Source organism: Paractinoplanes globisporus DSM 43857, from assembly GCF_000379645.1.
Lineage (GTDB): Bacteria > Actinomycetota > Actinomycetes > Mycobacteriales > Micromonosporaceae > Actinoplanes > Actinoplanes globisporus.
Genome location: NZ_KB903299.1, coordinates 111073 through 133362, shown reverse-complemented (window position 1 = coordinate 133362; position 22290 = coordinate 111073). Strand labels below are relative to the sequence as shown.

The 22290-nt window shown below is 71.7% G+C and carries 17 protein-coding genes; 4 read left to right on the top strand and 13 right to left on the bottom strand.

Annotation, left to right across the window (positions count from 1 at the left end):
• The first annotated feature begins 1 nt into the window (after position 1).
• The gene (locus tag A3CQ_RS0113790) at positions 2-769 is read left to right on the top strand and encodes a hypothetical protein (RefSeq protein WP_026205678.1); all 768 of its coding nucleotides are present in this window, start codon (positions 2-4) and stop codon (positions 767-769) included.
• 15 nt (positions 770-784) lie between these two features.
• Positions 785-1450 carry a DUF2510 domain-containing protein gene (locus tag A3CQ_RS62070; RefSeq protein ID WP_211216574.1) on the top strand — a complete coding sequence of 222 codons (666 nt, stop codon included), beginning with the start codon at positions 785-787 and terminating at the stop codon, positions 1448-1450.
• Positions 1451-1473: 23 nt separating this feature from the next.
• Here the strand turns inward: A3CQ_RS62070 and A3CQ_RS0113780 are convergent, their stop codons facing one another.
• Positions 1474-2790, bottom strand: coding sequence for an aminomethyltransferase family protein (locus A3CQ_RS0113780; protein ID WP_020511525.1), 1317 nt, complete (start codon positions 2788-2790; stop codon positions 1474-1476).
• A 104-nt stretch (positions 2791-2894) separates the two neighbouring features.
• On the bottom strand, positions 2895-4649 hold the full coding sequence (locus A3CQ_RS52715) for a tannase/feruloyl esterase family alpha/beta hydrolase (protein WP_157295822.1): 1755 nt from the start codon (positions 4647-4649) through the stop codon (positions 2895-2897).
• A 117-nt stretch (positions 4650-4766) separates the two neighbouring features.
• Here A3CQ_RS52715 and A3CQ_RS0113770 point away from each other — a divergent pair, with 117 nt between their 5' ends.
• A complete protein-coding gene (locus A3CQ_RS0113770; protein ID WP_026205676.1) occupies positions 4767-5573 on the top strand; it encodes an Fpg/Nei family DNA glycosylase in 807 nt (268 codons plus the stop codon).
• On the opposite strand, the gene A3CQ_RS63630 is transcribed toward A3CQ_RS0113770, so the two are convergent.
• From A3CQ_RS63630 to A3CQ_RS0113715, 10 genes are all read right to left on the bottom strand, one after another.
• The gene (locus A3CQ_RS63630) at positions 5570-8092 is read right to left on the bottom strand and encodes a caspase family protein (protein WP_020511521.1); all 2523 of its coding nucleotides are present in this window, start codon (positions 8090-8092) and stop codon (positions 5570-5572) included. The genes A3CQ_RS0113770 and A3CQ_RS63630 overlap by 4 nt on opposite strands.
• A gap of 147 nt (positions 8093-8239) precedes the next feature.
• Positions 8240-9877, bottom strand: coding sequence for a fucose isomerase (locus tag A3CQ_RS0113755; RefSeq protein WP_020511520.1), 1638 nt, complete (start codon positions 9875-9877; stop codon positions 8240-8242).
• Positions 9874-11325 (bottom strand): FGGY-family carbohydrate kinase, encoded by a 1452-nt coding sequence (locus A3CQ_RS0113750; RefSeq protein ID WP_020511519.1) that lies wholly within the window; start codon positions 11323-11325, stop codon positions 9874-9876. Before A3CQ_RS0113750 ends, A3CQ_RS0113755 begins: the two co-directional genes overlap by 4 nt.
• Positions 11322-12293, bottom strand: coding sequence for a LacI family DNA-binding transcriptional regulator (locus A3CQ_RS0113745; RefSeq protein ID WP_020511518.1), 972 nt, complete (start codon positions 12291-12293; stop codon positions 11322-11324). The genes A3CQ_RS0113750 and A3CQ_RS0113745 overlap by 4 nt, the downstream gene beginning before the upstream one ends.
• Positions 12287-13156, bottom strand: a complete 870-nt coding sequence (locus A3CQ_RS0113740; RefSeq protein WP_020511517.1) for an alpha/beta hydrolase fold domain-containing protein — start codon at positions 13154-13156, stop codon at positions 12287-12289. Before A3CQ_RS0113740 ends, A3CQ_RS0113745 begins: the two co-directional genes overlap by 7 nt.
• On the bottom strand, positions 13153-13902 hold the full coding sequence (locus A3CQ_RS0113735; protein WP_020511516.1) for a hypothetical protein: 750 nt from the start codon (positions 13900-13902) through the stop codon (positions 13153-13155). Before A3CQ_RS0113735 ends, A3CQ_RS0113740 begins: the two co-directional genes overlap by 4 nt.
• 8 nt (positions 13903-13910) lie before the next feature.
• Positions 13911-14738 (bottom strand): carbohydrate ABC transporter permease, encoded by an 828-nt coding sequence (locus A3CQ_RS0113730; RefSeq protein WP_020511515.1) that lies wholly within the window; start codon positions 14736-14738, stop codon positions 13911-13913.
• A complete protein-coding gene (locus tag A3CQ_RS0113725; protein ID WP_026205674.1) occupies positions 14735-15658 on the bottom strand; it encodes a carbohydrate ABC transporter permease in 924 nt (307 codons plus the stop codon). The genes A3CQ_RS0113730 and A3CQ_RS0113725 overlap by 4 nt, the downstream gene beginning before the upstream one ends.
• A 13-nt stretch (positions 15659-15671) precedes the next feature.
• A complete protein-coding gene (locus A3CQ_RS0113720; protein ID WP_020511513.1) occupies positions 15672-16991 on the bottom strand; it encodes an ABC transporter substrate-binding protein in 1320 nt (439 codons plus the stop codon).
• Positions 16992-17150: 159 nt separating this feature from the next.
• Positions 17151-18113: a LacI family DNA-binding transcriptional regulator gene (locus tag A3CQ_RS0113715; RefSeq protein WP_020511512.1), complete on the bottom strand. Its 963-nt coding sequence runs from the start codon at positions 18111-18113 to the stop codon at positions 17151-17153.
• Positions 18114-18196: 83 nt separating this feature from the next.
• Here A3CQ_RS0113715 and A3CQ_RS0113710 point away from each other — a divergent pair, with 83 nt between their 5' ends.
• The gene (locus tag A3CQ_RS0113710) at positions 18197-20548 is read left to right on the top strand and encodes a GH116 family glycosyl hydrolase (RefSeq protein WP_020511511.1); all 2352 of its coding nucleotides are present in this window, start codon (positions 18197-18199) and stop codon (positions 20546-20548) included.
• Here the strand turns inward: A3CQ_RS0113710 and A3CQ_RS0113705 are convergent.
• On the bottom strand, positions 20538-22082 hold the full coding sequence (locus tag A3CQ_RS0113705; RefSeq protein ID WP_020511510.1) for a GGDEF domain-containing protein: 1545 nt from the start codon (positions 22080-22082) through the stop codon (positions 20538-20540). The genes A3CQ_RS0113710 and A3CQ_RS0113705 overlap by 11 nt on opposite strands.
• Between the last annotated feature and the right edge of the window lie 208 nt (positions 22083-22290).

Below are 22290 nucleotides of genomic sequence, written 5' to 3'. Positions count from 1 at the left end.
GATGACCGAGGAGCCGCCACCCTGGGCCCGGCCCCGCGAGGACTCCGGGCGGCTCTTCGCGTCCCGGCGCCTGAACCAGGAGGTGCCGGAAACGCGCCGCCCACCGGGTGCGGCGGCCGGCCCACCGCCTGGACCGAAGCCGCCGCCGATCCCGGCCGCCGGTCGAGGACGTGCCGACGGCCGGGGACCCGAGGCTGATCCTCGCGATGGGCGAGCCGCCGCCGAGCCGCCGCCGGTCCGCCGCGACCCGCTGATCGGCCTGATCACCGGCCCGGTCAGCTACACCCGGGTCACCCAGGACCACCGGCCCGGCATCGGCGTGGTGGCGGTCGCGATGAGCGCCGTGATCGCGGCCGCTGCTCTCGTCGCCACCGCGCTCGCCGGACGCGCCGGCACCGGCCTGCTCGTGGTCGGCACGGTGGTGATCGTGGTGTGCGCCGGTGCCGTGGCCGTCGCGAACCGCCTGGCGATCCGGGGTGGGATGGGCTCGGAGTGCCGGTTCGTGCTGCGCGCCGAGACCGGCCGGTCCACCGCCTGGTCGCTGCACGGCGCCCCGCAGACCGGCGTTCTGCACACCGGCGATCTCGTACGCATCGTGCCCGGCGCCAAGGGCAAGGCCCGGGCGGTCGAGGTGCTGGCGGGCATGGACGGTCCGGTCCTCCGCCGGCTCGAGGGCCGCGGCCTGCTCGCCCCGCTGCAATGGGCGGGCCTGGCCGTCGCCGTCGCCCTGCTCGCTCTGACCACCGCCGTCCTCTGGGGCGCGTTCTGAGAAAGGAGAGATTCCATGCGTAAGTTGTTGCTCTGGATGGGCACGATGTGGGTCGGAATGGTGACGATCATCGTCACCTTCTCCCTGCTGATCGGCACGGCGAGCGGCGCCGGGGGATTTTTCAGCGTCGTCTTCGTGTGGCTGTTCGGTCTGGGCGGTGGCCTGCTGCTGAGCGCGCCGGCCTTCCTGAACCCGCCCGAGGACAACGGCGGCATCTGGTCGTTCCGGCTTCCGCTGCCACTGTGGATGTTCCTGATGATGATGAAGCTGACCTCCTGGATCGGCTTCTACATCCTGCTCGGCACCTGGATCCTCATCTTCAAGGTGTGGAACAACCGTCAGTCCAACCAACTCCCGACATTCAGCAACGCCCCGCAGCCGCAGTACGGCGCCGCGCCGCAGCCTTACGGCGCCGGACCGTATGTCGCCGCGCCGCAACCTCACGGAGCCGGCCCATATGGCGCACCGCCGCAGCCTCACGGCGCCGGCCCGTACGGCGCGGCGCCGCAGCCTCGCGGCGGCACCCCGTACGTCGCCGCGCATCCGCCGGTCGCGGCCGGCCCGCCCCCGGCCTCCTGGCAGGCGGACCCGACCGGCCGCTACCCGCACCGCTGGTGGGACGGCGTCCGCTGGACCGACCGCGTCGCCAACGGCGGTGTCCAGACCATTGACCCGCTGTAAAGGAATGACCCCTGTGAAGGTCTTCAGAGCGAACCGACATCGGTGCGGCGGCGGTCGGGCTTGAACGGCAGGGCGGTGACGGTCGCCCGGATCTCGCGCTGGGCCGTCCCGGGCCGTCCCCACAGCACGGTCACCTCGGTGCCCGGCGCGGTGTGCTCGCGGTCGAGAACGCCGAGCGAGATGGTGGCGCCGACGGTGAGACTGAGCGCCCGCCCGGTCGAGACGCCCACCGGTGAGCCGCCGATCAGCACCTGGTCGAAGGTCGGACCATTGAATCGGGGCAGCTCCATCTGCTCCACCCCGTCGAAGACACCGGCGGCGACCGCGGCCACGTCCTGGCCGTCCCACCGCAGCCCGGCGAGGATCCGGCGGGACGGGCCCGCCGCCACCAGGGCGTCGCGCCCGATGAAGTCGTGCTCCGCGAGGCGCCCGCGAAGCCAGCCCAGTTCCCCGGGCGTACGGAAATAGTCGGAGACGCCGCGGGGCACGAAGCTGCCACCGGGCCCGCCACCGCGACGGAACTGAGTCGGCGCACCGGGGGAGAGGATCGCCGCCGGCAGGTAGTCGAGGCCGTTCGTCGCGATGCCCGCCTCGATGTGCTGCACCGACTGCGAGCGCAGACCCAGCAGACGGGGCCCCACCGCGGCGATCGCCGCCCAGACCTCGTTCGCAAACGCCGAGGGGCCGTGCACCTCGTAGCCCAGCTCGCCGGAGATGCCGGTCCGCAGCACCCGCACCTCGACCTCACCGAGACGGGCTTCCCGGCTGCGGTTGAACCCGATGTCGCGCAGGCTCGCGCCGAACGCCTCTTCCAGCACGGCGAGCGACCGCGGCCCCTGCACGCCGAAGATGAACAGGTCGGGGCTGACGTCCGTGACCGACGCGTCCCACGGGCCCTGGGTGAACTGCCAGCGCAGCCAGTCCCCGCTGCCGGCCGTGTAGAGGAACCGGTCCTCGGCGAGCCGGCACAGCACCCCCTCGGAGGCGACCCGGCCCTCGTCGTCGAGCTGCACGTGATGCTTGATCTGCCCGAGCGCGAAGCTGGTCAGGTCGTTCATGCCGACCCGGGCCAGGAAGGCGAGCGCCTCCGGCCCGCTCACCTCGATCTTGTTGAGCGAGGTCCAGTCGCCGAGGTAGCAGCCGCGGACGTGGGCCGTGCTCTCGTCGGCCCACCCGGTGTACTCCTGCGGCAACAGGATCTGGGCGAACGGCGCGTAGGCGCCCTTGCCGTTGGCCGGGTCCTGGGCCGCGGCCGCGGGGCTGAACAGGGCCGGCCGCTCGCGGATGAACTGCCCGTCGCGGTGCCGGACCACGGCCTCGTACGTCTCGCGCTGAGTCATCAAGGTCTCCCCACTAAACCGAGCTAGTGGCGGAGGTTACCCACATGTTTCGGGGCGGAGCAAGGGGCGCGGCGCACCACGGCGCACCGCGCCCCCCGGACAACTCAGCCGCGGCGGGTCAGCCAGGTCTGTGCGGGCCTGAGGACGAGCCGAGTGCCGACCGCTTTGGCGACAACCTGGTAGTCACTCGAGAACAGCCGGGACCCCAGCCAGCGGAAGTCGTCGCGCACGGGCTGCCGCGGCGTGACAGACACGAAGTTGGACGCGTCGTCGATGCTGCCGCTGCCGTCGTAGCGGGCGACCGCCGGATAGGGGAAGACGGGCCGGGTGCGGGTGACCGTCCCGTTGTCGGTCCGCGTGGCGACGATCTTCGACGGGACCCGGCCGCTCTCGGTCCAGGCCATCACGGGGGTGAGCACGTCGAACGTGTTCGGCCCCTCGCCGCCGCCGCAGTGCGCGACGCCGGGGAACAGGAACAGCTTGGCGAAGCTGTCCACCGCGGAGCCGCCCACGGAAGAGCGCAGGGCGTCCCAGTACTCGAGCGTGCCCTGCGGCGAGATGTGCTGGTCCTCCCACCCGTGCCAGAGCAGCAGTTTCCCGCCCGACTCCTTGAATCCGGTGAGATCCGGGTCCATGGCGGACAGATAGCTCGACGACTGCACCGTCTCCCAGAACCCCTGCACGGTCAGCTTCAGGTCCTGCAGCGTCCAGTTCGGATTCACGTAGTTGGTGAAGCCGAGGTACCGCGCGAACGACTCGACGAACATCTGGCTGCCGACGGTCTGACCCTGGGCGGCTGGGATGAACAGCGTCCAGTCCAGCTCGGAGCCCCACTCGTGGGAGATCGCCGGCTCCAGCCGGTCGCCCTTGGCGGTCACCGCGCCGTCGTGCAAACGCCGGACCACGCCGGCCTCGGCCGGGGTCAGGCAGGTCGAGGCGTCCTGCGCTTTCTTGCAGACCAGGGTGTACGGGTCGAAGTCGCATCGACGGGGATCGTCGAGCAGCCCGTCCACCAGCCCGTCGAGCTTGTCGCACGCGGCCAGCACCGCGCGGTGAATCAGCGGAAGCTTGGCGGACAGCAGAATGTATTTCCCATTGTCATCGAGATTGGTCAGAACATTCCACGCGTGGTGGTAGGTGTTCTGCACGACCATGTCGTTGGCCGGGGCGCCGGCCGCGATCCCGTCGAAGTCGCCCGGGTACCGCTGCGCCTCCATCAGCGCCTCGCGTCCACCGTCCGAGCACCCGGTGAAGTAAGAGAACGCCGGCCGATGACCGTAGAACTTCGTGATGATCGCCTTGGCGACCTGGGCCGTGACGTGCACGCCGCGGTACGAGAAGTCGATCTGCGCCTGCGGGTTGTCCGCCGCCCACGAGCCGTCGTTCTGCCCCTGGTGGCCCATGTCGGTGGTGGCCACGGCGACCTGCCCGGCGACGACCGGCGGGCAGTTCGACGCCTGCCCGAAGTTGATGTTCGAGCTGCCGCACTCACCGCCGCAACCGGTCTGCACGTACCGCTGGGTCCAGCCGTCGACCGGCAGCCGCAGCACGATCGTGTTCGCCGGGGCGATCGTGCCGCGCACCTCGCAGTACGGCGCCGCGGTGTTCGCGCTGACCAGCGTCGCGCTCGCGATCGTGACCGGCGCGTCGGTCACCCCGCGCAGGTCGAGCCCGGTCACGGCCGAGCAGTCCAGGGCCGGGGCGAGTGCCGGCAGGTCGAGCAGGCCGGCGGCGGTGACGGGCGGACGGTGGTCGGGGTGGGCCGACGCCACACCGCTCGCCGTGGCGAGCGAGGCGACCATCGCGACGACGATGGCGCCGCTCAGCAGGGACTTTCGGGAGCGAAGGTATCTATACATCAACAGCCGCCTCCTCGGGGCCTGACTGTTAACAATCCGGAAGCCAATCCTGTTCACAGTGATTGCCGTCACGATAGTGCCCAGCGGTAACAACCGCGAAATCTAAGATTGCGAACCATGCCTGAGTTGCCGGAAGTCGAGTTCGCGCGGTCGGTCATCGAGCGCGCCGGCCTGGACCGGCTCGTCGCCGATGTCGACGACACCGACGCGTACGTGTGCCGGCCGCACCGGCCGGGCGACCTCCGCGCCGTCCTGGTGGGACGCAGCCTCACCGCCGTGCACCGCCGGGGCAAGTCCATGTGGTGCGACACCGGCGCCGACGGGCCGGAGCTCGGCATCCACCTCGGCATGTCCGGGAAGATCGTCATCGCCGACCCGGACGGTCACGAGATCGACGGCGGCGACTACTGGGAGGGCCGCCGGGTCCCGGGCGACTACCGGTGGGCGCGGTTCACCCTCACCTTCGCCGACGGCGGCCGGCTGATGCTGGTCGACCCGCGGCGGCTGGGCCGGGTGCGGCTGAACCCGCCGGTCGGCGAGCTCGGCCCGGACGCGACCGCCGTCACCGAGGAGGCCTTCGCCCGGGCCGTCACGGCCGGGACCGCGCCGGTCAAGGCGCACCTGCTGGAACAGCACCGGATCGCCGGGATCGGCAACCTGCTGGCCGACGAGATCCTCTGGCAGGCGATGGTCCACCCCGCCCGGCCGGGCGACGAGGTCACCCGGCCCGAGCTGAAGCGGCTCTTCGCCGCCACTCAGGACGCCGTCCGCGACGCGCTGCGCGACGGCGGCGTGCACACCCTCCCGTTCATCGCCCACCGGCGGCCGGACGGCCGCTGCCCCCGCGACGGGACCCCGCTCGCCCACGGCACGATCGGCGGCCGGACGACCTGGTGGTGCCCGCAGGACCAGCCTGGGATCTAGTCCCGCCGGGCGCCGAACAGCGCGTACGCGAGCACACCGGCGCCCGCGCAGACGGTCATGACCGCCAGGTATCGGGCGAGCACGTACTGAGCCGGGGGTCCGTAGTAGCCGCCCGCGACGAACCCGACGGCGACCGAGGCGAGGACCGCGCCGCCGACGACGACCGCCCAGCCGGTCCGCCGCCCGCGGATCAGCGCCACGAGCGCGATGGTCGCTGTGACCAGGAGCGCCAGCCAACCGACGCACCACAATGCGGTCGCCCAGTTGTGGCCGGCGTGGGCGTACCTCGATGCGACGTTGCCCAGGCCGACGACCGCGGTCCCGTAGTCGATCTGCTGGGCTCGGAGGAGGCCGAACACGCTTGCGCTGCCGTCGGAGATGGGGTCGAGTATTGCTGCCCCGGTCAGCGATACGGCGAGGGCGACGACGACGGTCACCAGCAGACCGGGATGGCGCAGCCATCGCCACGCCCGCCGCCGGGCCGGCCGCACCGGGCCGGACACCGCGAACCAGAGCATCGGCGGCACGGTGACCGCCAGCCGGAGCAGGAATCCGCCGGGACCTTCGGTAGGGGCGGTGCCGTCGAACCACACGACGCCGCTGCGCACCACACCGTGGTCGTAGACGGCGTCGCTGAACAGCGTGAGAAGTGCCTGGCCCAGTGTGATCGCCAGAACCGCTGCCATTCCGGCCGCCCAGCGCCACTCCCGTGCCCGCACCGCCGTGACCAGGGCGATCACCGCGACGACCGGGACGACAGCGAGCACGTTGATGCCCGCGAAGCCGCGAGCGTCCCGGCCGACGATCACCATGTCGACCGCTTGAATGATCGCTATCAGTCCGACGGCCACGAGAACGGCGAACAACGTCGGATGCGCCATCGTCGCCGGCCGCCGCCAAGCCGCCGCCGGCGCCGCCTTCGCCGGCCGCTCATCGCGTACGTCGGGCCGGCCTGCCTCTTGCGACGCGGCTGTCGCCGGCTTCGGCGCGGGCACTTTCGCGGGTGTCGGCGTCGGCGCTGGGGTGGCCGCAGGTGCCGAGGTGCCCGCCCGAACCTGTTCTTGACTCGGTGGCGGGTCAGGTGGCGGCGTCGGGGCGGGGGCGGGGGCGGGGGCAGACGTCGATGCGGGCGGCGCGGGCGGCGCGGGCGGCGCGGGCGGCGCGGCCGGCGTGGCCGTGCCGTCCAGAGCGCTCGCCGCGGCCGCCCGCACCCTCGCGCTGTCGTCCTCGTCATGCAGCCGGCGCAGCTCGGTCGAGGCGCGCTCCGCGAGGCTCGGGTTGGATCCGCCGCGGAGCCCGCGCAGCGCGGTGACCGCCTCCAGGCGCAGGACCACCCGTTCGCTGGCCAGGTCCTCCAGCACCGCCGCGGGCAGGGCCGCGGGCCGGACGCTGCGGGCGACGATCAGGCTGCCCTCGACGCCGAACGTCCACTTCATCGGCGTCTGACCCGGGGTCCGCTCACGGACCTGCCGGTAGGTGTAGTCGTAGAGCTCGTCGACCGAGATCTCGCCGTCGCCGCCGAGGTCCGCCTCGCCGGTGGCGAGCCCGTTGACCAGCGCCGTGGTGAAAACCGACGTTCCGGCCTCGGCGCGGGTCAGATCGCTGCCCTCGAACGCGTACTCGGTCGCGCTGGACGCGGTGAGCACGATCCGGCCGGTACCGGTGTTGAACTCCTCGCCGATGTGCACCGTCCGGTCGGCGCGGGCCGCCACGCCCCGGGTGAAGGCGCCGCTGTAGCAGCAGTCCAGCACCAGGATCACGCGCTTGGACTGGCTCTGCGCCAGCTGATCGTTGACGAACGTGGCGGCGATCCCGGTGGCGCTCAGCGACTTCAGGTCGGTGTCGCGCGCGGCCAGGTAGAGCCGGCCGTGCGGGTCCTTCACACCGTGACAGGAGAAGTGCAGCAGCAGTAGGTCGTCGCGGTCGCGGTCGGCGAAGAAGCCCGCGACGCGCCGCCGGACCGTGCGCTCGTCGGCGTCCATCAGCAGCTCGACGTCGAAGCCGCCGATCGCCGGGTCGCCGAGCACCCGGGCGAGCGCGTCCGCGTCGCGGGTCGGAGCGCGCAGGGCGGCGAGCGCAGGGTCGTCGTACCGGGCGTTCGCGACCACGAGTGCCCGCCGCAGCGCGGTCATCGGCCGGCCGGGCTGGGCCAGGAGCGCGGCCACGATCGGCGCGACATCGGTGTCGGCGGCGACCTCCACGTCGACCCCGGCCACGGTCAGCCGCACCCGGTGGCGGCGGCCGGCGAGGCGGGCGAGGCAGCCGCGGATCGCCTCCACCACCTTCGTGAGGGCCTCCGCGGTCTGCACGACGGTGACGATGAACGCGAGCACGCCGAGCAGCTCGACCCCGCGCGCGCCGTCGGGCGCGGTGCCGGTCGCCGCCACGTCGATCCGAGTCGCGCCCGCGTCGGCCAGCGCGAGCCGGAGCATCCCGGCCAGCTCGTCGACGCCGTCCGGGCCCGCACCGTCCTCGGTGGACACGACCATCGAGAACTCGGAAACGCGGGAGGCAGTCATGCGGACCTCGCCTGGAGACGGTCGGGCGCGAAGGCAACGCGGAGCGGCGCCCGACCGAGCGTATGGTCGGCCCGTGACCGTTGTACGGCCGCTGCTGAATTCCGACAGTTTCCGCTGTCCGCCCGCGCCCGGCGCCACGCCCACGCCTTAGATCTTCACCTCGCCGCAGAGGTGGACCCGGACGCCCAGCGCGGAGAGCAGCGCCGCCTTGGCCAACATCGCCTTGTCGGCGGTGGCGGCGTCCGGGGCGTACGCGACATTGAGGTGGTTGGCCTTGTGGCGGGCCATGAATTGATCCCGCGTGACGCCGTGCAGGACGGCGTGCATGATCGGCCAGGCGGGAGTGGTGGCCTTCGAGCGGCGTTCCGACTCCTCCGCCGGCAGCGAGACGGCGCTCGCCCGGCCCAGGTCGGCGTGCAGCGCGCCACCCTGGACGAAGACGCGGCTCCAGACCACCTCGCCCGGCTTGCAGATGCCCTTGATCGTCGAGCCGCCGAGCGGGAAGTAGACCGGATCCTGCCGCCAGCCCTCGGCCTCGGCGTAACCGGTCGCGAAGTGTGAGGCGGGCACCGAGCCGGAGATCTCCCACACCCAGACGAACTGGCCGTCGTACTCCTCGCCCCAGCGCACATCGTGCAGGGTGGTCGCCGGGTCGAGGCCCATCGCCGTCCAGAGGCGGTTGGTGAGCAGGGCGTCGACGGCGACACCCTCGTCGGCCTCGTTGAAGTGCGGCAGCGGCCGGCCCTCCCACAGCACGCGGGCGCCGTCGCGGGAAGTGACCGGCGGGCGGTCGGCGTTGTTGAGCAGGCCCTCGGCCAGGTCGGAGGCGGGGCAGATGTCCTTGAGCCCCTGCTGGTACTGGATGCCGACGGCGTCGAGGCCGAAGTCGTCGCTGATCCGCAGGGCGGCCACGTACATCTTGTACTGCCACCGCAGCTGCGACGAGGTCAGCTCGGTCGCCTCGTCGGTGCCGAGCCGGAACGTCATGCCCTTCGCGAGCAGCCAGGCCCCGACCGCGTCGGCCTCGGCGTCGCTGACGCGCTGCATCTCCGCCCACAGCGCGCTCTGCGACAGCCGCTCCTTGTAGATGCCGATCGGGTTGAGCAGCTCGTCGTCGATGATGGCGTTGTACATGCCCATGCAGCCCTCGTCGAAGACGCCGATGATCGCCTTGTCGGCGAGCAGCTCGGCGGCCAGGGCCCGGCCGAGCTCGGTTTCGGCACTTTCCCCGAGAATTCCCAGATCCGAGACGTGGGAGGCGTCGTGGGCGATGGTGCCGGTGGAGACCCAGCTGCGCAGGCCGTCCCGGAACCAGTCGTCCGTGAAGTCGACCGACCAGATCGTCGAGTAGCCGACGCCCATCTTCGCCATCCCCGCGTTCACACCGAGCAGGCCGACGAGCCCGGGCCAGTCCCCGGCGAAGTTGGCCACGGTGAGGATCGGGCCTCGGTGTGTACGCAGTCCGGCGAGCACGTGGTGGCTGTACTGCCACACCGCCTCGGCCACGATGAGCGGCGCGTCCGGCGGGATCGACTTGAAGACCTCGAGTCCCATCCGCTGGCTGGAGATGAACCCGTGCCCGGCCTCGGCGTCGAACTCGTGCGCACGCCGCACGGTCCATCCGAGCTCGGCGAACGCCGCGGTCACGGCGGCCTCCATCGCCACCTGGGTGGGCCAGCCGGCGCGGTTCGCGGCGGGCCGCAGGTCGCCGCTGGCGATGAGGTACGCCGTCTTCGGCTCGGCGGCCGGACGAGACGGGGTCAAGGGGAGGGTGTAGGTGCTCATGGGGTCCTCCGTTGGCGGTTGGCGAGCGAGTGCGCGATGGCGCGCGTGGCCGGGTAGAGGTCTCGGTAAAGCGCGTAGAGCTCGTCGTATCCGTCCTTCGTGGACGGATCCGGCTCGACGGTCTCGGCGATCGGGTTCCAGGCGGCGATGTCCGCCGGCCCGCGGGTGAGCGCGGCGAGGTACGCGGCGCCGAAGGCCGCGCCGATCGTCACCCGCGGCACCTCCTGCGCCCGGCCGGTGACGTCGGAGACGATGCGGGTCCACAGCCCGCCGCGGGTGCCACCGCCGACGGCGACCACCCGGCGGACGTCCGGCAGGAATTCCAGGTTGTGCCGGACCCCGAGCGCGGTCGCCTCCAGCGCGGCCCGGTACAGGTCGCCTCGCGTGTGGGAGAGCGTCAGCCCGGCCACGACACCGCGGGCGTCGGGATCCATGACCGGCGTGCGCTCCCCGGCGAAGTACGGCAGCATGAGCAGCCCTCGTGCGCCGGGTCCGGATGCCTCGGCCTCGGCCAGGAGGTCCACAAAGGAGCCGTCGGTCAGGTCGCGCAGCCATCCTGTCACCGCGCCCGAGGTGGCCATCCCGCCGGCCAGGTTGCGCGTGCCCGGGAAGGCGCCGACCGTGCCCCACATCGACGGGCTGGTGACCGGCCGGTCGACGGTCGCGACGAGGAACATCGTGGTGCCGTACATCAGCATGAGGTCGCCGGGGTTCTGCGCCCCGACACTGACCGCTTCGGTCCAGGCGTCGATGGTGCCGGTGATGACCGGGGTGCCGGCCGGGATGCCGGCGAGGGCCCGGGTCGTGGTTCCGGCCACGTCGCCCGGCCAGGCGAGCGGCGGCAGCTCCAGGTCCGGCGCGATGCGCGACGCCCACGGCGAATACCAGTCCAGCGCGTGCGTGTCGAAGAGCGGCGTGCACTGGCTGGCCGAGTGGTAGTCGAGGACGTAGGCGCCGGTCAGCCGGTAGGCCAGCCATGACGCCGGCATGAACAGCCGCCGGGCCCGGGCGGCCACCGCCGGCTCGTGTTCCGTGACCCAGGCCAGCTTCGGCCCGACCGCCTGCGAGGACAGGGCCGATCCGCAGCGTTCGCGGATCGCGTCTGCGCCGCCCAGCTCGGCGGTCAGAGCGGCGATCTGTGCGGTCGCGCGCGTGTCCACCCCGTACAGGATGGCCTTGCGAAGTGGGGTGCCGAAGGCATCGGTCAGCAGCACGCACGGCCCCATGCCGCTCACCCCGACCGCGTCGACCGTGATCCCCTCGGTGAGCTCGGTGGCGAGCGAGACGAACTCGTCCCACCAGATCTCGCCGTCCATCTCGGCGTGCCCGGGACGCGGCCGGTCGACGCCGTGTTCCCGGACGGCAGAACCAATCACTTTCCCGTACGCGTCGACGACGACGCCCTTGCTGCTGGAGGTGCCGATGTCGACACCGAGGAAGAGGCTCACCGCTGCTCCCTCGTCCGCAGCACGACGGTCTTCGCCGGGCCCGCGTCGCCGCCGATCCGCTCGAGCAGCAGCGTCGCCGCGGCCTCGCCCAGCTCCCGCGCCGGCACGTCGACGACCCGGATCCCGCGCCGCCCGAACGAGGCGAACGGCAGGTCGCCGAAGACCGCCAGGCCGAACCCGGGCGGCGCGAGCCCGGCGTCGTGCAGCGCGTCGAGCGCACCGGCCGCCATCAGGTTGTTGGCCACCACCGCGGCGTCCGGCGGCTCGGGCAGCGCGAGCAGCTCGGCCATCGCCTGCCGGCCGCCGTCGACCCGGTAGTCGGCGTACCGCAGCAGATCCTCCAGATGGCCGTCGCCGGTGTGCCGGGCCGCGGCCTGCCGCCAGCCGGCCATCCGCAGCTGCGCGGTCTCGACAGAGCTGGGCCCGGTGATGCAGGCGACCCGGGTGAAACCGGCCGCGAACAGCGACTCGGCCGCGGAGTGCCCACCGGCCCGGTTGTCCACGGTCACCGCGTCGACCTCGGCGTGCGCGAGGCTGCGGTCCACGGCCACGACCGGTCGCCGCTGCGCCACGAGCCGGCTCACGTCGCTCGCGTCGTCGGCTGGCGCCAGGATCACGCCGGCCATGTGCTCGGCCAGCGCGATGTCGATGTACGTCGCCTCCCGCTCGGGATCCTCGTCGGTGTTGCACAGCACGACCGAGTAGCCGGCCGCCCGCGCCCGGTTCTCCACCCCGCGGGCGAGCGCGGTGAAGAACGGGTTCTCGATGTCCGGGATGATCAGGCCGATCACCGCCGAGTGCTGGCCGCGCAGCCGGCGCGCGGTGCGGTTCGGGGTGAAGGCGAGCTCGGCGGCGGCCGCCCGGACGAGCCGTTCCGACTCGGGGGAGACCTTGGCGCCGTTGAGGACGCGGCTCACGGTGGTGGCGGAGACACCGGCCCGGGCGGCCACGTCGTAGATGGTCACCACGCGCGAAAGTCCTCGCGCAGGGACCGGCGGAGCGCGCCGAGCCGCCGGGCGCGGGTGGCCCGGCTGATCCCGGCGTCCGGGTCGAGCAGCTCGAACGCGTGCACGGCGCCGGGGACGAGCGTGAACAGCGTGGGGACTCCGGCCTCGGCCAGCCGCCGGGCGTAGTCGGCGTCCTCGTCGCGGAACATGTCGCGCTCGCCGGTGTCCACGTAGGTGGGTGGCAGGCCGGTGAGGTCGGCGGCGCGGGCGGGGGCGGCATACGCGTCGGCGGGACGACCACCGAGGTATGCCGCCCACGCCACGTCGGCGAGACGCCCGTTCCACATCGGTGCGTCGGCGTTCTCGCGGGAGCTGACGGTCTCCCGGCGGTCGTCGAGCATCGGGTAGTAGAGGTGCGCCGCCTGGGGGGAAGGGCCTTGTTCGTCCCGGGTCAGCAGGCAGAGGGCCGCGGCCAGGCCGCCGCCCGCGCTCGCGCCGGCCACGACGACCCGGTCGTGGCGCTCGGCGCACCAGGCGAGGCCGGCGCGGCAGTCGTGCAGCGGGGTGGGATGCGGGTGTTCGGGCGCGAGGCGGTAGTCCACGGCGACCACGGCGGCGTCCAGCGCCGCGGCCAGGTCACTGCAGAATGCATCGTCGTATCGGGCCGCGCCCAGGTGCATGCCGCCACCGTGGATCCAGAGGACGCACGCGTCACCGGTGCCATGGATCCGCAGCTCGACGCCGTCGCCGGTGTGAGCGACCGCGGGCGGCATCGACGGGGCCGGGGGCGGGTTGAGCGCCCGCAGCCGGTCGTCGACGGCGCGCACGGTCGCCACGTCGAGCGGCCCGGCGGGCAAATGCGCGGTCAGCGGTTCGACGGTCACCGGGCACCGCCCGGCAGCGCCGTGGTCCGCCCGGCAGAAATCCGCGCGCCGGCCTGCGGCACGTCGGCCCGCGCCATGCCGGCCTGCGGCACGCCGGCCCGCGGCGCGCCGGCCTGCAGCCCGCTGGCCTGGAGCGCGTCGATCTCGCCCAGCAGGGCCGCGGTCTGGCGGCAGGCGATGGTCAGCAGCAGCGGCGCCGCCACCAGCGCGAGCACCCCGGCCGAGGCCGCCGCCGCGAAGGCCGCGATGACGGTGAGCCCGGTCAGGGTGAGCGCCCAGGCGGGGCGGTACGCGGCGAGGATGACCCCGCCGCGCAACGCCGCCGGGCCGCGCTTGCCCCGCACCGCACCGTAAGCCAGCGCATACGGCCCGACGATCAGGACGGCCGCGGCCGGCACGACGCCCCAGGGGGCGAGCAGCGCCAGGCCGGCGACCGACAACAGCAGGGCGAGCGCCGGATCCACCCGCCGCAGCGCCGCGAGGGACGGCCCGTCGCCGCGGGCGACCTGCGCGGCGAGCGACGCCACGCCGGTCAGCGCCAGCAGCACCGGCAGGACCGCGGCCGCCGCCAGCCCGCGCGGCGCCCCGGCGACCAGCGCCGCGGTCAGGGGCGTCGCCGCCAGGAGGGTGACCCCGCCCGCGGCGAGCGTGCGCGGGAGGTCGTGCCAGAACGCGGCGACGCCGGACCAGGTGAGCGCGGGCAGTGCCGCCCCGCGCCACGCAGACGCGTCGGTGGTGTTTTCCATGGCTTTCCCTAAAGCTTCAGACCGCTTGAGGCGATCGATTGCACGATGTAGCGCTGGGCCGCGATGAAGACGATGAGGACCGGGACGATCGCCATCGCGATGCCGGCCGCGATGGTGCCGAGCGAGCCGGTGGAGAACCGGCCGGCCAGCAGCACGAGGCCCACCGGGAGGGTCTGCCGGTCGGTGTCGCTGATCATGACCAGCGGCAGCAGCAGGTCGTTCCACCAGTAGGTGAAGCACAGGATGCCGAGCGTCGCGATCGACGGGCCGGAGAGCGGCAGGATGACCCGGACGAACGTGCGCAGGTGCCCCGCGCCGTCGATCCGCGCCGCCTCCTCCAGCTCGGCCGGCAGCGCCAGGAAGTGCTGCCGCAGCAGGAAGATGCCGAACCCGCTGAAGATGCCGGGCAGGATCAGCGCCCACAGCGTGTTGGTCAGCTCCAGTTTGGACATGACCAGGAACAGCGGCACGATCGTCACCTGGATCGGGATCATCAGAGAGCCGATGACCACCGCGAACAGCACGTTCTTGCCGCGGAACTTCAACCGGGCGAAGGCGTACGCCGCGGTGGCGCAGGTGATGATCTGGGCCGCCGTGATGGTGGTCGAGACGATCAGCGAGTTGACGAAGAACCGGAAGTACGGCACCTGGTCGGTGACCTTGCCGAAGTTGCCGGCGGTCAGGTTGCCGGGGCTGAAGGTCGGCGGCAGCTTGTACAACTCCGCGTCCGAGGCACTGAACGCCCCTCGGAAGATCCACAGGAACGGCGCGGCGATGGCGAGGGCGGCCACCACGAGGATCGCGAACGTGGCGATCCGGGCGAGTATGCGGCTCATTCGTAGAACGTCCATCTGCGGGAGAGCCGGAACTGGATCGCGGTGAGCACGATCAGCACCAGCATGAACGTGATGCCGATCGCCGAGGCGTACCCGAGGTCGAAATCGCCGAAGGCCCGGTCGTAGAGGTATTCCACGATCGTGCGGCTGGCGTCGCCCGGTCCGCCCTGGGTGAGCACCCGCGGCTCGGCGAAGATCTGGAACGAGTTGATGGTGTTGATGACGACCAGGAAGAAGATGGTCGGCGACAGCATCGGGAACGTGATGCGCCAGAACCGGGTCCAGGCGTTGGCCCCGTCGACGATCGCGGCCTCCTTGAGCACCGCCGGAATGGCCTGCAGCCCCGCGATGTAGACGAGGATCGAGAACCCGATGGTCTTCCACGAGTTCACGACGATCACCGAGACCGGCGCCCAGGCCGAGGAGCCGAGCCAGTCGATCCGGTCGAGCCCGGCCAGGCCGAGCACGTAGTTGACCAGGCCGAGGTCCTTGTTGAGCAGGAAGCGCCAGATCAGCGCGACCGCCGAGGCCGAGACCACGAACGGGAACAGGAACGACAGGCGGAAGAAGCCGCGCAGCCAGCGGGACATTCGCGTTTCCAGAAGCACCGCGAGCAACAGGCCGGCAACAACATTGACTGCCAAGATCACCAATGCCATGTACGCCGTGGAGCCGTACACGTGAAGCAGTCGGTCGTCATGGACGAGCCGGTCGAAGTTGTCCAGCCCCACGAAGGTGCCGTCGCTGAGCAGGTTCCAGTCGTAGAAGCTCAGGTACAGCACGCCCAGCGTGGGAGCGAGCACGAAGACGAGGAACGTGACGATCGCGGGGGAGAGGAACCCCAGCGCGGCGAGCCCGTCCTTGCGCTTCTTGGGGGGTGCCCCCCGGCGCACGGCCGGGGGGACCACTTCTTCGGTCATGAGAGTAGTCATTTCAGCAGGTGACGATGGTGCTCAGTTCAGCCTGCATATCCTTGAGACCGTCGGAGACACTCTTCTCACCGGCAAAGATCAGCTGCAGGTGGCGCAGGACGGTCGACTCGAAGGCGCTGTACTTGGCCGGCGCCGGGTACGGCACGAGCGTCGGGTAGTTGTCGATGCTGTTGTAGAAGAGGTCGGAGTTCGCCGGCGGCACGCCGACCTTGGAGATGGTCTGCGAGATCGAGCGCCGCGACGGGATCGAGTCGCCGGGCTTGTCGGGCGTGCCGACGTACTGCTTCTCGATCTCCTCGCTGACCGTGAACTTCTGGTACTCCCAGGCCAGGTCCGGGTTCTTCGACGACTTCAGGATCGGGTACCCGGAACCGCCGAAGACGGTCTTGTACGTGTCGCCCTTCGGGTACAGCTGGATGTCGAAGTCCTTGAACTTGGGCAGGAGCGTCGCGATCGGCCAGCGCCCGGCGCCGAACATCGCGATCTGGCCGTTCTGGAACCGGGTGAACACGTCGCTCATCGGCATCGGGGCCGGGGAGACGCCCTCCTTGATGAGGTTCTCCAGGAACGAGACGGCCTTGTTGACCTGCGGGGTGTCGGCGGTGGCCGAGCAGACGTCGTCGCTGGTCAGGTTGCCGCCGGCATTGGCCACCCAGGGCATGATGCCGGGGAAGATCTCGTTGCTGGCCCAGGTGAAGCCGTACTGGTCGTTCTTGCCGTCGCCGTTGGTGTCCTTGGTGAGCTTCTTGGCGGTGGCCTCGAAGTCGGCCCAGGTCCAGTCGGCCTTGGGCGGGTCGATGCCGGCCTTCTTGAACAGCGCGGTGTTGTAGTACACGACCATGTCGTTCCAGGCGTTGGTCAGCGTCACCACGTCGCCCTTGACCGTGAAGCCGTCGATCAGGCCCTTGGCGATGTCACCGGTGAGCGCCTTCGCGTCGGCGTCCTTGTCCAGGTACTTGTTGACCGGGAGCACCAGGTTGTTGGCGTGCACGAACTGGGCGCCCTCGCCGGAGATCAGCATCAGGTCGGGGTGCTTGCCCGAGGCGATCAGGGTGGCGACGTTGGCGTAGTACGTGCCCCAGTTCTCGCCGGTGACGGGGGTCAGCGTCACCTTGGTGCCGGGGTTGGCGGCCATGAAGGCGTCGGCCGTGGCCTTGTTGCCGGTCTCGGCGGCCGGCCCGTAGTTCCAGTAGGCGATCTCGAGCGACTTGTCGCCCGACGAGGAAGCGTCCGATTTGTTGTCCGAGCAGGCGGCCGTGGGCACCACCGTGAGCACGGCGGCCGCGCACGCCAGCGCGATTTTTCGTATCGGGAAGTTCATGAGCCTGCGTCCCTCTCGACTGAGAACGGTGGGGAGGCGGTGCGGTGCGCACAGTGAAGTCCAAGAAATCGATTTCGTCAAGAACTCGTTAAGAGATCGATCAGGCTAGGCCTGATCAGGAAACTTTCAGTCGGTATCGATTGCAGCAGCCGGGACCGGTTACGCCAACTCGGCGCGCAGGACGATCGTGCGGGGCGGCTGGGCGTCGCCGCCGATGCGCTCCAGCAGCATCGTCGCGGCGGTCGTGCCCAGGTGGCGGGCCGGCAGCCGCACCTGCACCACGGCCGGCGGGGTCAGGAACATGAACGGCAGCTCGCCCACCACGGCCAGGCCGAACTTGGCCGGGTCCACGCCGGCCTCGACGATCGCCTGCAGGGCGCCCACGCCCATCAGGTTGTTCGTGGTCACCACCGCGTCCGGCGGCTCGGGCAGGGCCAGCAGCCGCCGCATCGCCGCGTGCCCGCCGTCCGCGCGGAAGTTCGCGTGCTGCAGGTAGTTCTCCGGTCCGGCCGCCCGCCGGGCGGTCATCACCTGCCGCCAGCCCAGGAACCGGTCCTCGGTCGCCTCGATGCCGACCGGCCCCGCGATGCAGGCGATCTTGCGGTGCCCGGCGTCGAAGAGCGCGGTGGTGGCCGCGATGCCGGCGGCCCGGTTGTCCACCTTGACCGCGTCGACCGGGTACGGCGTGGTGCGGTCCACGGCCACGACCGGGCGGCCCAGCGAGGCGATCGCGCCCAGGTCGGCCTCGTCCGAGGCGGGCGCCAGGATCACCCCCGCCATCTGCTCCGACGCCGCGATCTCCAGGTAGCGCAGCTCCTTGCCCGGGTCGTCGTCGGTGTTGCAGAGCACGACCGAGAAGCCCTTCTCCTGGGCCTTGTCCTCGACCCCGCGGGCCAGGGCCGTGAAGAACGGGTTCTCGATGTCCGGGATGAGCAGGGCGACGACCTCGGAGCTCTGCTTGCGCAGCCGGCGGGCCGTCTTGTTGGGCGTGAAGGCCAGCCGGGCGGCGGCCTCGCGCACGGCCCGCGCCTTCTCCGGCGACACCGTGTTGCCGTTGAAGACGCGCGAGACGGTCGCGGGAGAGACGCCGGCGAGCGCCGCTACCTCGTAGATCGTGGCCATGACGCCACACTCTAGGGCTACTTGACAGTTGCTGGGTCTCGATCTACGTTCCGTGAAATCGATTTCACATGGAGGCGGAAAATATGCGGTTCACCGGAGACGCGCGGCGCGCGGTGGCGTTCCCGCTCGGCGGGCTCGGCACCGGGCACGTGGCGCTGTGCGGCGACGGTGCGCTGCGGCAGTGGCAACTGCTCGGGACGCCCAACCACGGCGGGCTGCTGCCGGACAGCTTCTTCGCGCTGCGGGCCACCTCGCTCGAGCCGCCGGACGACGTCGTACGGCTGCTGCGGGCCGCGCCGCTGCCGCCGCACCCGCGGCCGGCCGCGAACGTCTCCGACGCCGACGTGCCCGACCGCGACGACCGATGGCGGTGGCCGTTCGTCGACGACACGACCTTCGAGGCGGCGTACCCGTTCGCCCGGGTCGGCTACCACGACGCCGCGCTGCCGGTCGCGGTCGAGCTTGAGGCGCACACGCCGTTCGTGCCGCTCGACGCGGACGCGAGCGCGCTGCCGCTGGTCCGCTACCGGTTCACCATCCGCAACGACGGCGACCTGTTCCGCTTCGGCTTCCTGCTCGGCTCGCTGCAGAACGCGGCCGGCTGGGACGGCGTGACGCCGATCCACGGCACCCGCGGCGCCGGGTACGGCGGCAACGTGAACCGGCTCCTGCGCCGGCCGGGCCAGAGCGGCGTGCTGATGGACCACCCCGGCCTGGCCGAGGACGACCCGGCCGCCGGCGAGATGCTGCTCTGGACCGACGCGCCGGCCGCGGTGCTGCCCCGGGCCCACGACGCCGACGCCGTGCTGCGCTTCGCCGAGACCCTCCGGCTGGCGGCCCCGACCCAGCTCGGCGACTTCTCCGAGGCCGCCCTGCGCGCCGTGCTCCGCGAGAGCGCCTCGCCGATGCGGGCGCCGAGCGGGCCGAGCCCGGCCGGGCACACCTGGGACGCCGCCGTCGCCGCCGCCTTCGCGCTGGCGCCGGGGGAGTCGACCACCATCGACATCGTGCACGCGTGGTGGTTCCCGAACCGGTACGCCGACTTCGACCGCTTCGGCCCTCAGCACCACTACGGCCCGACCCGCTTCTGGGTCGGCAACCACTACGCGACGCGGTTCGGCGGCGCCCTGGACGTGCTCGACGCCTATCTCGGCGACCGGGACCGGCTCGACCGCGAGTCCCGGGCGTGGGCCGAGGCGGTGTCCGCCGGCGACCTGCCGGAACCGATCCGCGACACGATCGCGGCGCAGCCCGCCCTCGTACGGTCGCCAAGTGTTTTTCGGACCGCGGACGGGCACACCTTCGCCTTCGAGGGCTCGCTCGGCGCCTCGACCCGCAACTGGAACGGCGACGCCGGCGGCTCCTGCCCGCTCAACTGCAACCATGTGCTCAACTACGAGCAGGCGCTGTCGCGGCTCTTCCCGTCGATCGGCCGGGACATGCGCGAGACCGAGTTCCGCATCCAGGCCGCGGACGGCTCGATTCCGCACCGGGTGGTCCTGCCGCTTTACCTGCCGCAGCTGAACGGCGTGCCGATCGGCGGTCCGGAGCGGCCGGCCCTCGACGGGATGCTCGGGGCGGTACTGAAGACGTACCGCTCGGTTCTCGGCGACGCCGGGCTCGACTGGCTACGCGTGCAATGGCCGTCGCTGCTGGCGGTGATGGCCCATGTTTCCGAGAAGTCGGATGAGAGCGGCATTATTCGCGGCGACCAGCCCGTCACCTACGACATCTCGCTGCATGGGCCCAACATGTTCGTCGGGGCGCTGTGGCTGGCCGCCCTCCGGGCGATGTCGGAGATGTCGGCGCGGCTGAAGGAGCCCGACACCTTCGCCGCGACCTTCAAAAAAGCCTCCATCGCGTACGACGAACTGCTCTGGAACGGCGAGTACTACGCGCAGCCGAACACGGGCGAGGCGTTCGACTTCGGCAAGGGATGCCTCTCCGACCAACTGCTCGGCCAGTGGTGGGCGCACGAACTCGGCCTGGGACACCTTCTTCCGGCCGATCGGATCACCACCGCCCTCCGGTCCATCGTCAGATACAACTTGCGTACGGGGTTCGCGCCGCACGGCTATCGCGAGTTCGCCGACGGCGACGAGACCGGCCTGGTCGTGTGCACCTGGCCGCACGGCGGGCGGCCCGCGGTCCCGCTGCGCTACTGCGACGAGGTGTGGACCGGCGTCGAGTACCAGGTCGCCGCGCACTGCTTCTACGAGGGCCTCGACGAGGAGGGCCTCGCGATCGTCCGCGGCGTCCGCGCCCGCTACGACGGCACCCGCCGCAACCCGTTCAACGAGGTCGAATGCGGCGACCACTACGTCCGCGCCATGGCCGGCTGGTCGCTGCTGACCTCTTGGGCCAACGGCAAGCGTCCCGGCCGCTTCCCCTATGTGGCCGGCACGTCGTGGGGAACGCTGACCGTCAGCCCGTAGCGACCCGGCTGCGGCCCTCGTTCTTGGCCCGGTACAGGTGCCGGTCGGCGTCGCCGAGCAGCGTCGGCAGCTCCTCGCGGCCGCCGTGGTGCAGCCCCACGCTGATCGAGACGGACAGGCCCGCGGCCACGTCGTGCCAGGGGTGGTCGCGGACCGCCTCCAGGATCGCCTGGGCGCGGCCCTGCGAGACGCCGGGCTGCACCTCGGCCAGGATGACGACGAACTCGTCGCCGCCCAGCCGCGCGGCGAGGTCGATCGGCCGGACGTTGGCGCTGAGAATGCCGGCGATCCGGGCCAGCACCAGATCGCCGACGTCGTGGCCGAACTGGTCGTTTACCTGCTTGAACTTGTCGACGTCGATCATCATGGCGGCGTAGTCGCCGACGCCGGTCGCCGGCCCGGTCTCGAGCAGGGCGGTCAGGTACGCGTGGTAGCCGCGGCGGTTGGCCAGGCCGGTGAGGTGATCGGTGATGATCTCCCGGCGCAGCTGGTCGTGCTCGCGGCGGCCGCGCTCGACCGCGATGGCGTCGCGCATGCTGCTCATCCGTACCTGCCGGTCGTTCCAGCGCAGCCGCACCAGCTCGTCCGCGAAGCGCGCGGCCGCCGCCGCGCCCGGCTCGCGCGACGCGAGCTGCAGGGTGAGCAGCCACGTGTGCTGCGGCACGGAAAGACCGAAACGGTCGGCGAGCCCGCGCGCGAGGATGGCCGCGCGCCCGCTGTCGTCCGCGCGGGCGGCCCGGATCGCCGCGCCGAGCGCCTCGACGGCCGGATCGGGCGGCCCACCCTCGAACTCGCGGCCCGCGATCGCCGCGAGGAGAAACAGATGACCGTCGAACTGCCGGACCCAGCTCGGCGGCCAGTCGGGAGCGACCGCGTCCCGGCTGCCCGGCAGCGTCGCCGCGGCCCGCGCGGCGGCCCCGGCCCAGTCGCCGATCATCGCCTCGGCGCAGACCCAGTCGAGCAGCAGCTCGACCCGGTTGACGTACAGGACGGTGCGCTGCCGGCGGGCCGTGGCCCGCCACCGCGGGTCGTGGTCCCCGTCGAGCGCCTCGTGAGTGCGCTCGTACTGCTCGAGCGCGATCTCCCAGAGGCCGAGCGCGTGCGCCACGAGGGCGACCTCGATCAGCGCCGCGACCCGGTGCACCACCGGGCCGCCGTCGTCGTCCAGCAGCACCGCCGCCTGGACCAATGGGCTCGCCGCCGACTCGCTGAGGTCGAGCGGGCGCTGGGCGCTGACCCGGCGGCCCGCGCTGACCGCCAGCGCCAGCGCGAGCAGAGCCGGGTCGTCGAGCGCGACGGCCACGTCGAGCATCGTCCGCACGTGCGCCGAGTCGTCCCGGCCGGAGTGGATCACCGCGAGTGAGCGGGCGAAATGCAGCAGCACCTGCACGTCCCACCACTCCGGCTGACCGATCCGGCCGGCAGCTTCCTCGACCTCGTCGGGGTACAACTCACCCTGGGCGGACTCGATCAGCTCGTACGCCTGCCCGATCGCCTCGGCGTGCTCGGCGGTCAGACCGTCGCCGGCGGGCACCGCCCAGCTCCCCCCGCCGCACCTGGCCCAGCCATGTGCGTAACCCTACCGAGTGAACTGCCGCGAACCACCCGGTCCGTGGAAAGCGTGCATCAAGCCGTCTCCTGATGCGGCAGGTGCAGATGGTGCGATCGTCGTACCAGAGCCGTCAACGCCCCTTGCCGGTCGATCAAGGCCGAGGTCCACTGGAGATGGAGCTGCGACACGC

Bases quoted from the DNA above. Each gene is read 5' to 3' on its own strand.
- A3CQ_RS0113790 (WP_026205678.1), top strand. From the start codon at position 2: ATGACCGAGGAGCCGCCACCCTGGGCCCGGCCCCGCGAGGACTCCGGG.
- A3CQ_RS62070 (WP_211216574.1), top strand. From the start codon at position 785: ATGCGTAAGTTGTTGCTCTGGATGGGCACGATGTGGGTCGGAATGGTG.
- A3CQ_RS0113780 (WP_020511525.1), bottom strand. From the start codon at position 2,790: ATGACTCAGCGCGAGACGTACGAGGCCGTGGTCCGGCACCGCGACGGG.
- A3CQ_RS52715 (WP_157295822.1), bottom strand. From the start codon at position 4,649: ATGTATAGATACCTTCGCTCCCGAAAGTCCCTGCTGAGCGGCGCCATC.
- A3CQ_RS0113770 (WP_026205676.1), top strand. From the start codon at position 4,767: ATGCCTGAGTTGCCGGAAGTCGAGTTCGCGCGGTCGGTCATCGAGCGC.
- A3CQ_RS63630 (WP_020511521.1), bottom strand. From the start codon at position 8,092: ATGACTGCCTCCCGCGTTTCCGAGTTCTCGATGGTCGTGTCCACCGAG.
- A3CQ_RS0113755 (WP_020511520.1), bottom strand. From the start codon at position 9,877: ATGAGCACCTACACCCTCCCCTTGACCCCGTCTCGTCCGGCCGCCGAG.
- A3CQ_RS0113735 (WP_020511516.1), bottom strand. From the start codon at position 13,902: ATGGAAAACACCACCGACGCGTCTGCGTGGCGCGGGGCGGCACTGCCC.
- A3CQ_RS0113730 (WP_020511515.1), bottom strand. From the start codon at position 14,738: ATGAGCCGCATACTCGCCCGGATCGCCACGTTCGCGATCCTCGTGGTG.
- A3CQ_RS0113725 (WP_026205674.1), bottom strand. From the start codon at position 15,658: ATGACCGAAGAAGTGGTCCCCCCGGCCGTGCGCCGGGGGGCACCCCCC.
- A3CQ_RS0113720 (WP_020511513.1), bottom strand. From the start codon at position 16,991: ATGAACTTCCCGATACGAAAAATCGCGCTGGCGTGCGCGGCCGCCGTG.
- A3CQ_RS0113715 (WP_020511512.1), bottom strand. From the start codon at position 18,113: ATGGCCACGATCTACGAGGTAGCGGCGCTCGCCGGCGTCTCTCCCGCG.
- A3CQ_RS0113710 (WP_020511511.1), top strand. From the start codon at position 18,197: ATGCGGTTCACCGGAGACGCGCGGCGCGCGGTGGCGTTCCCGCTCGGC.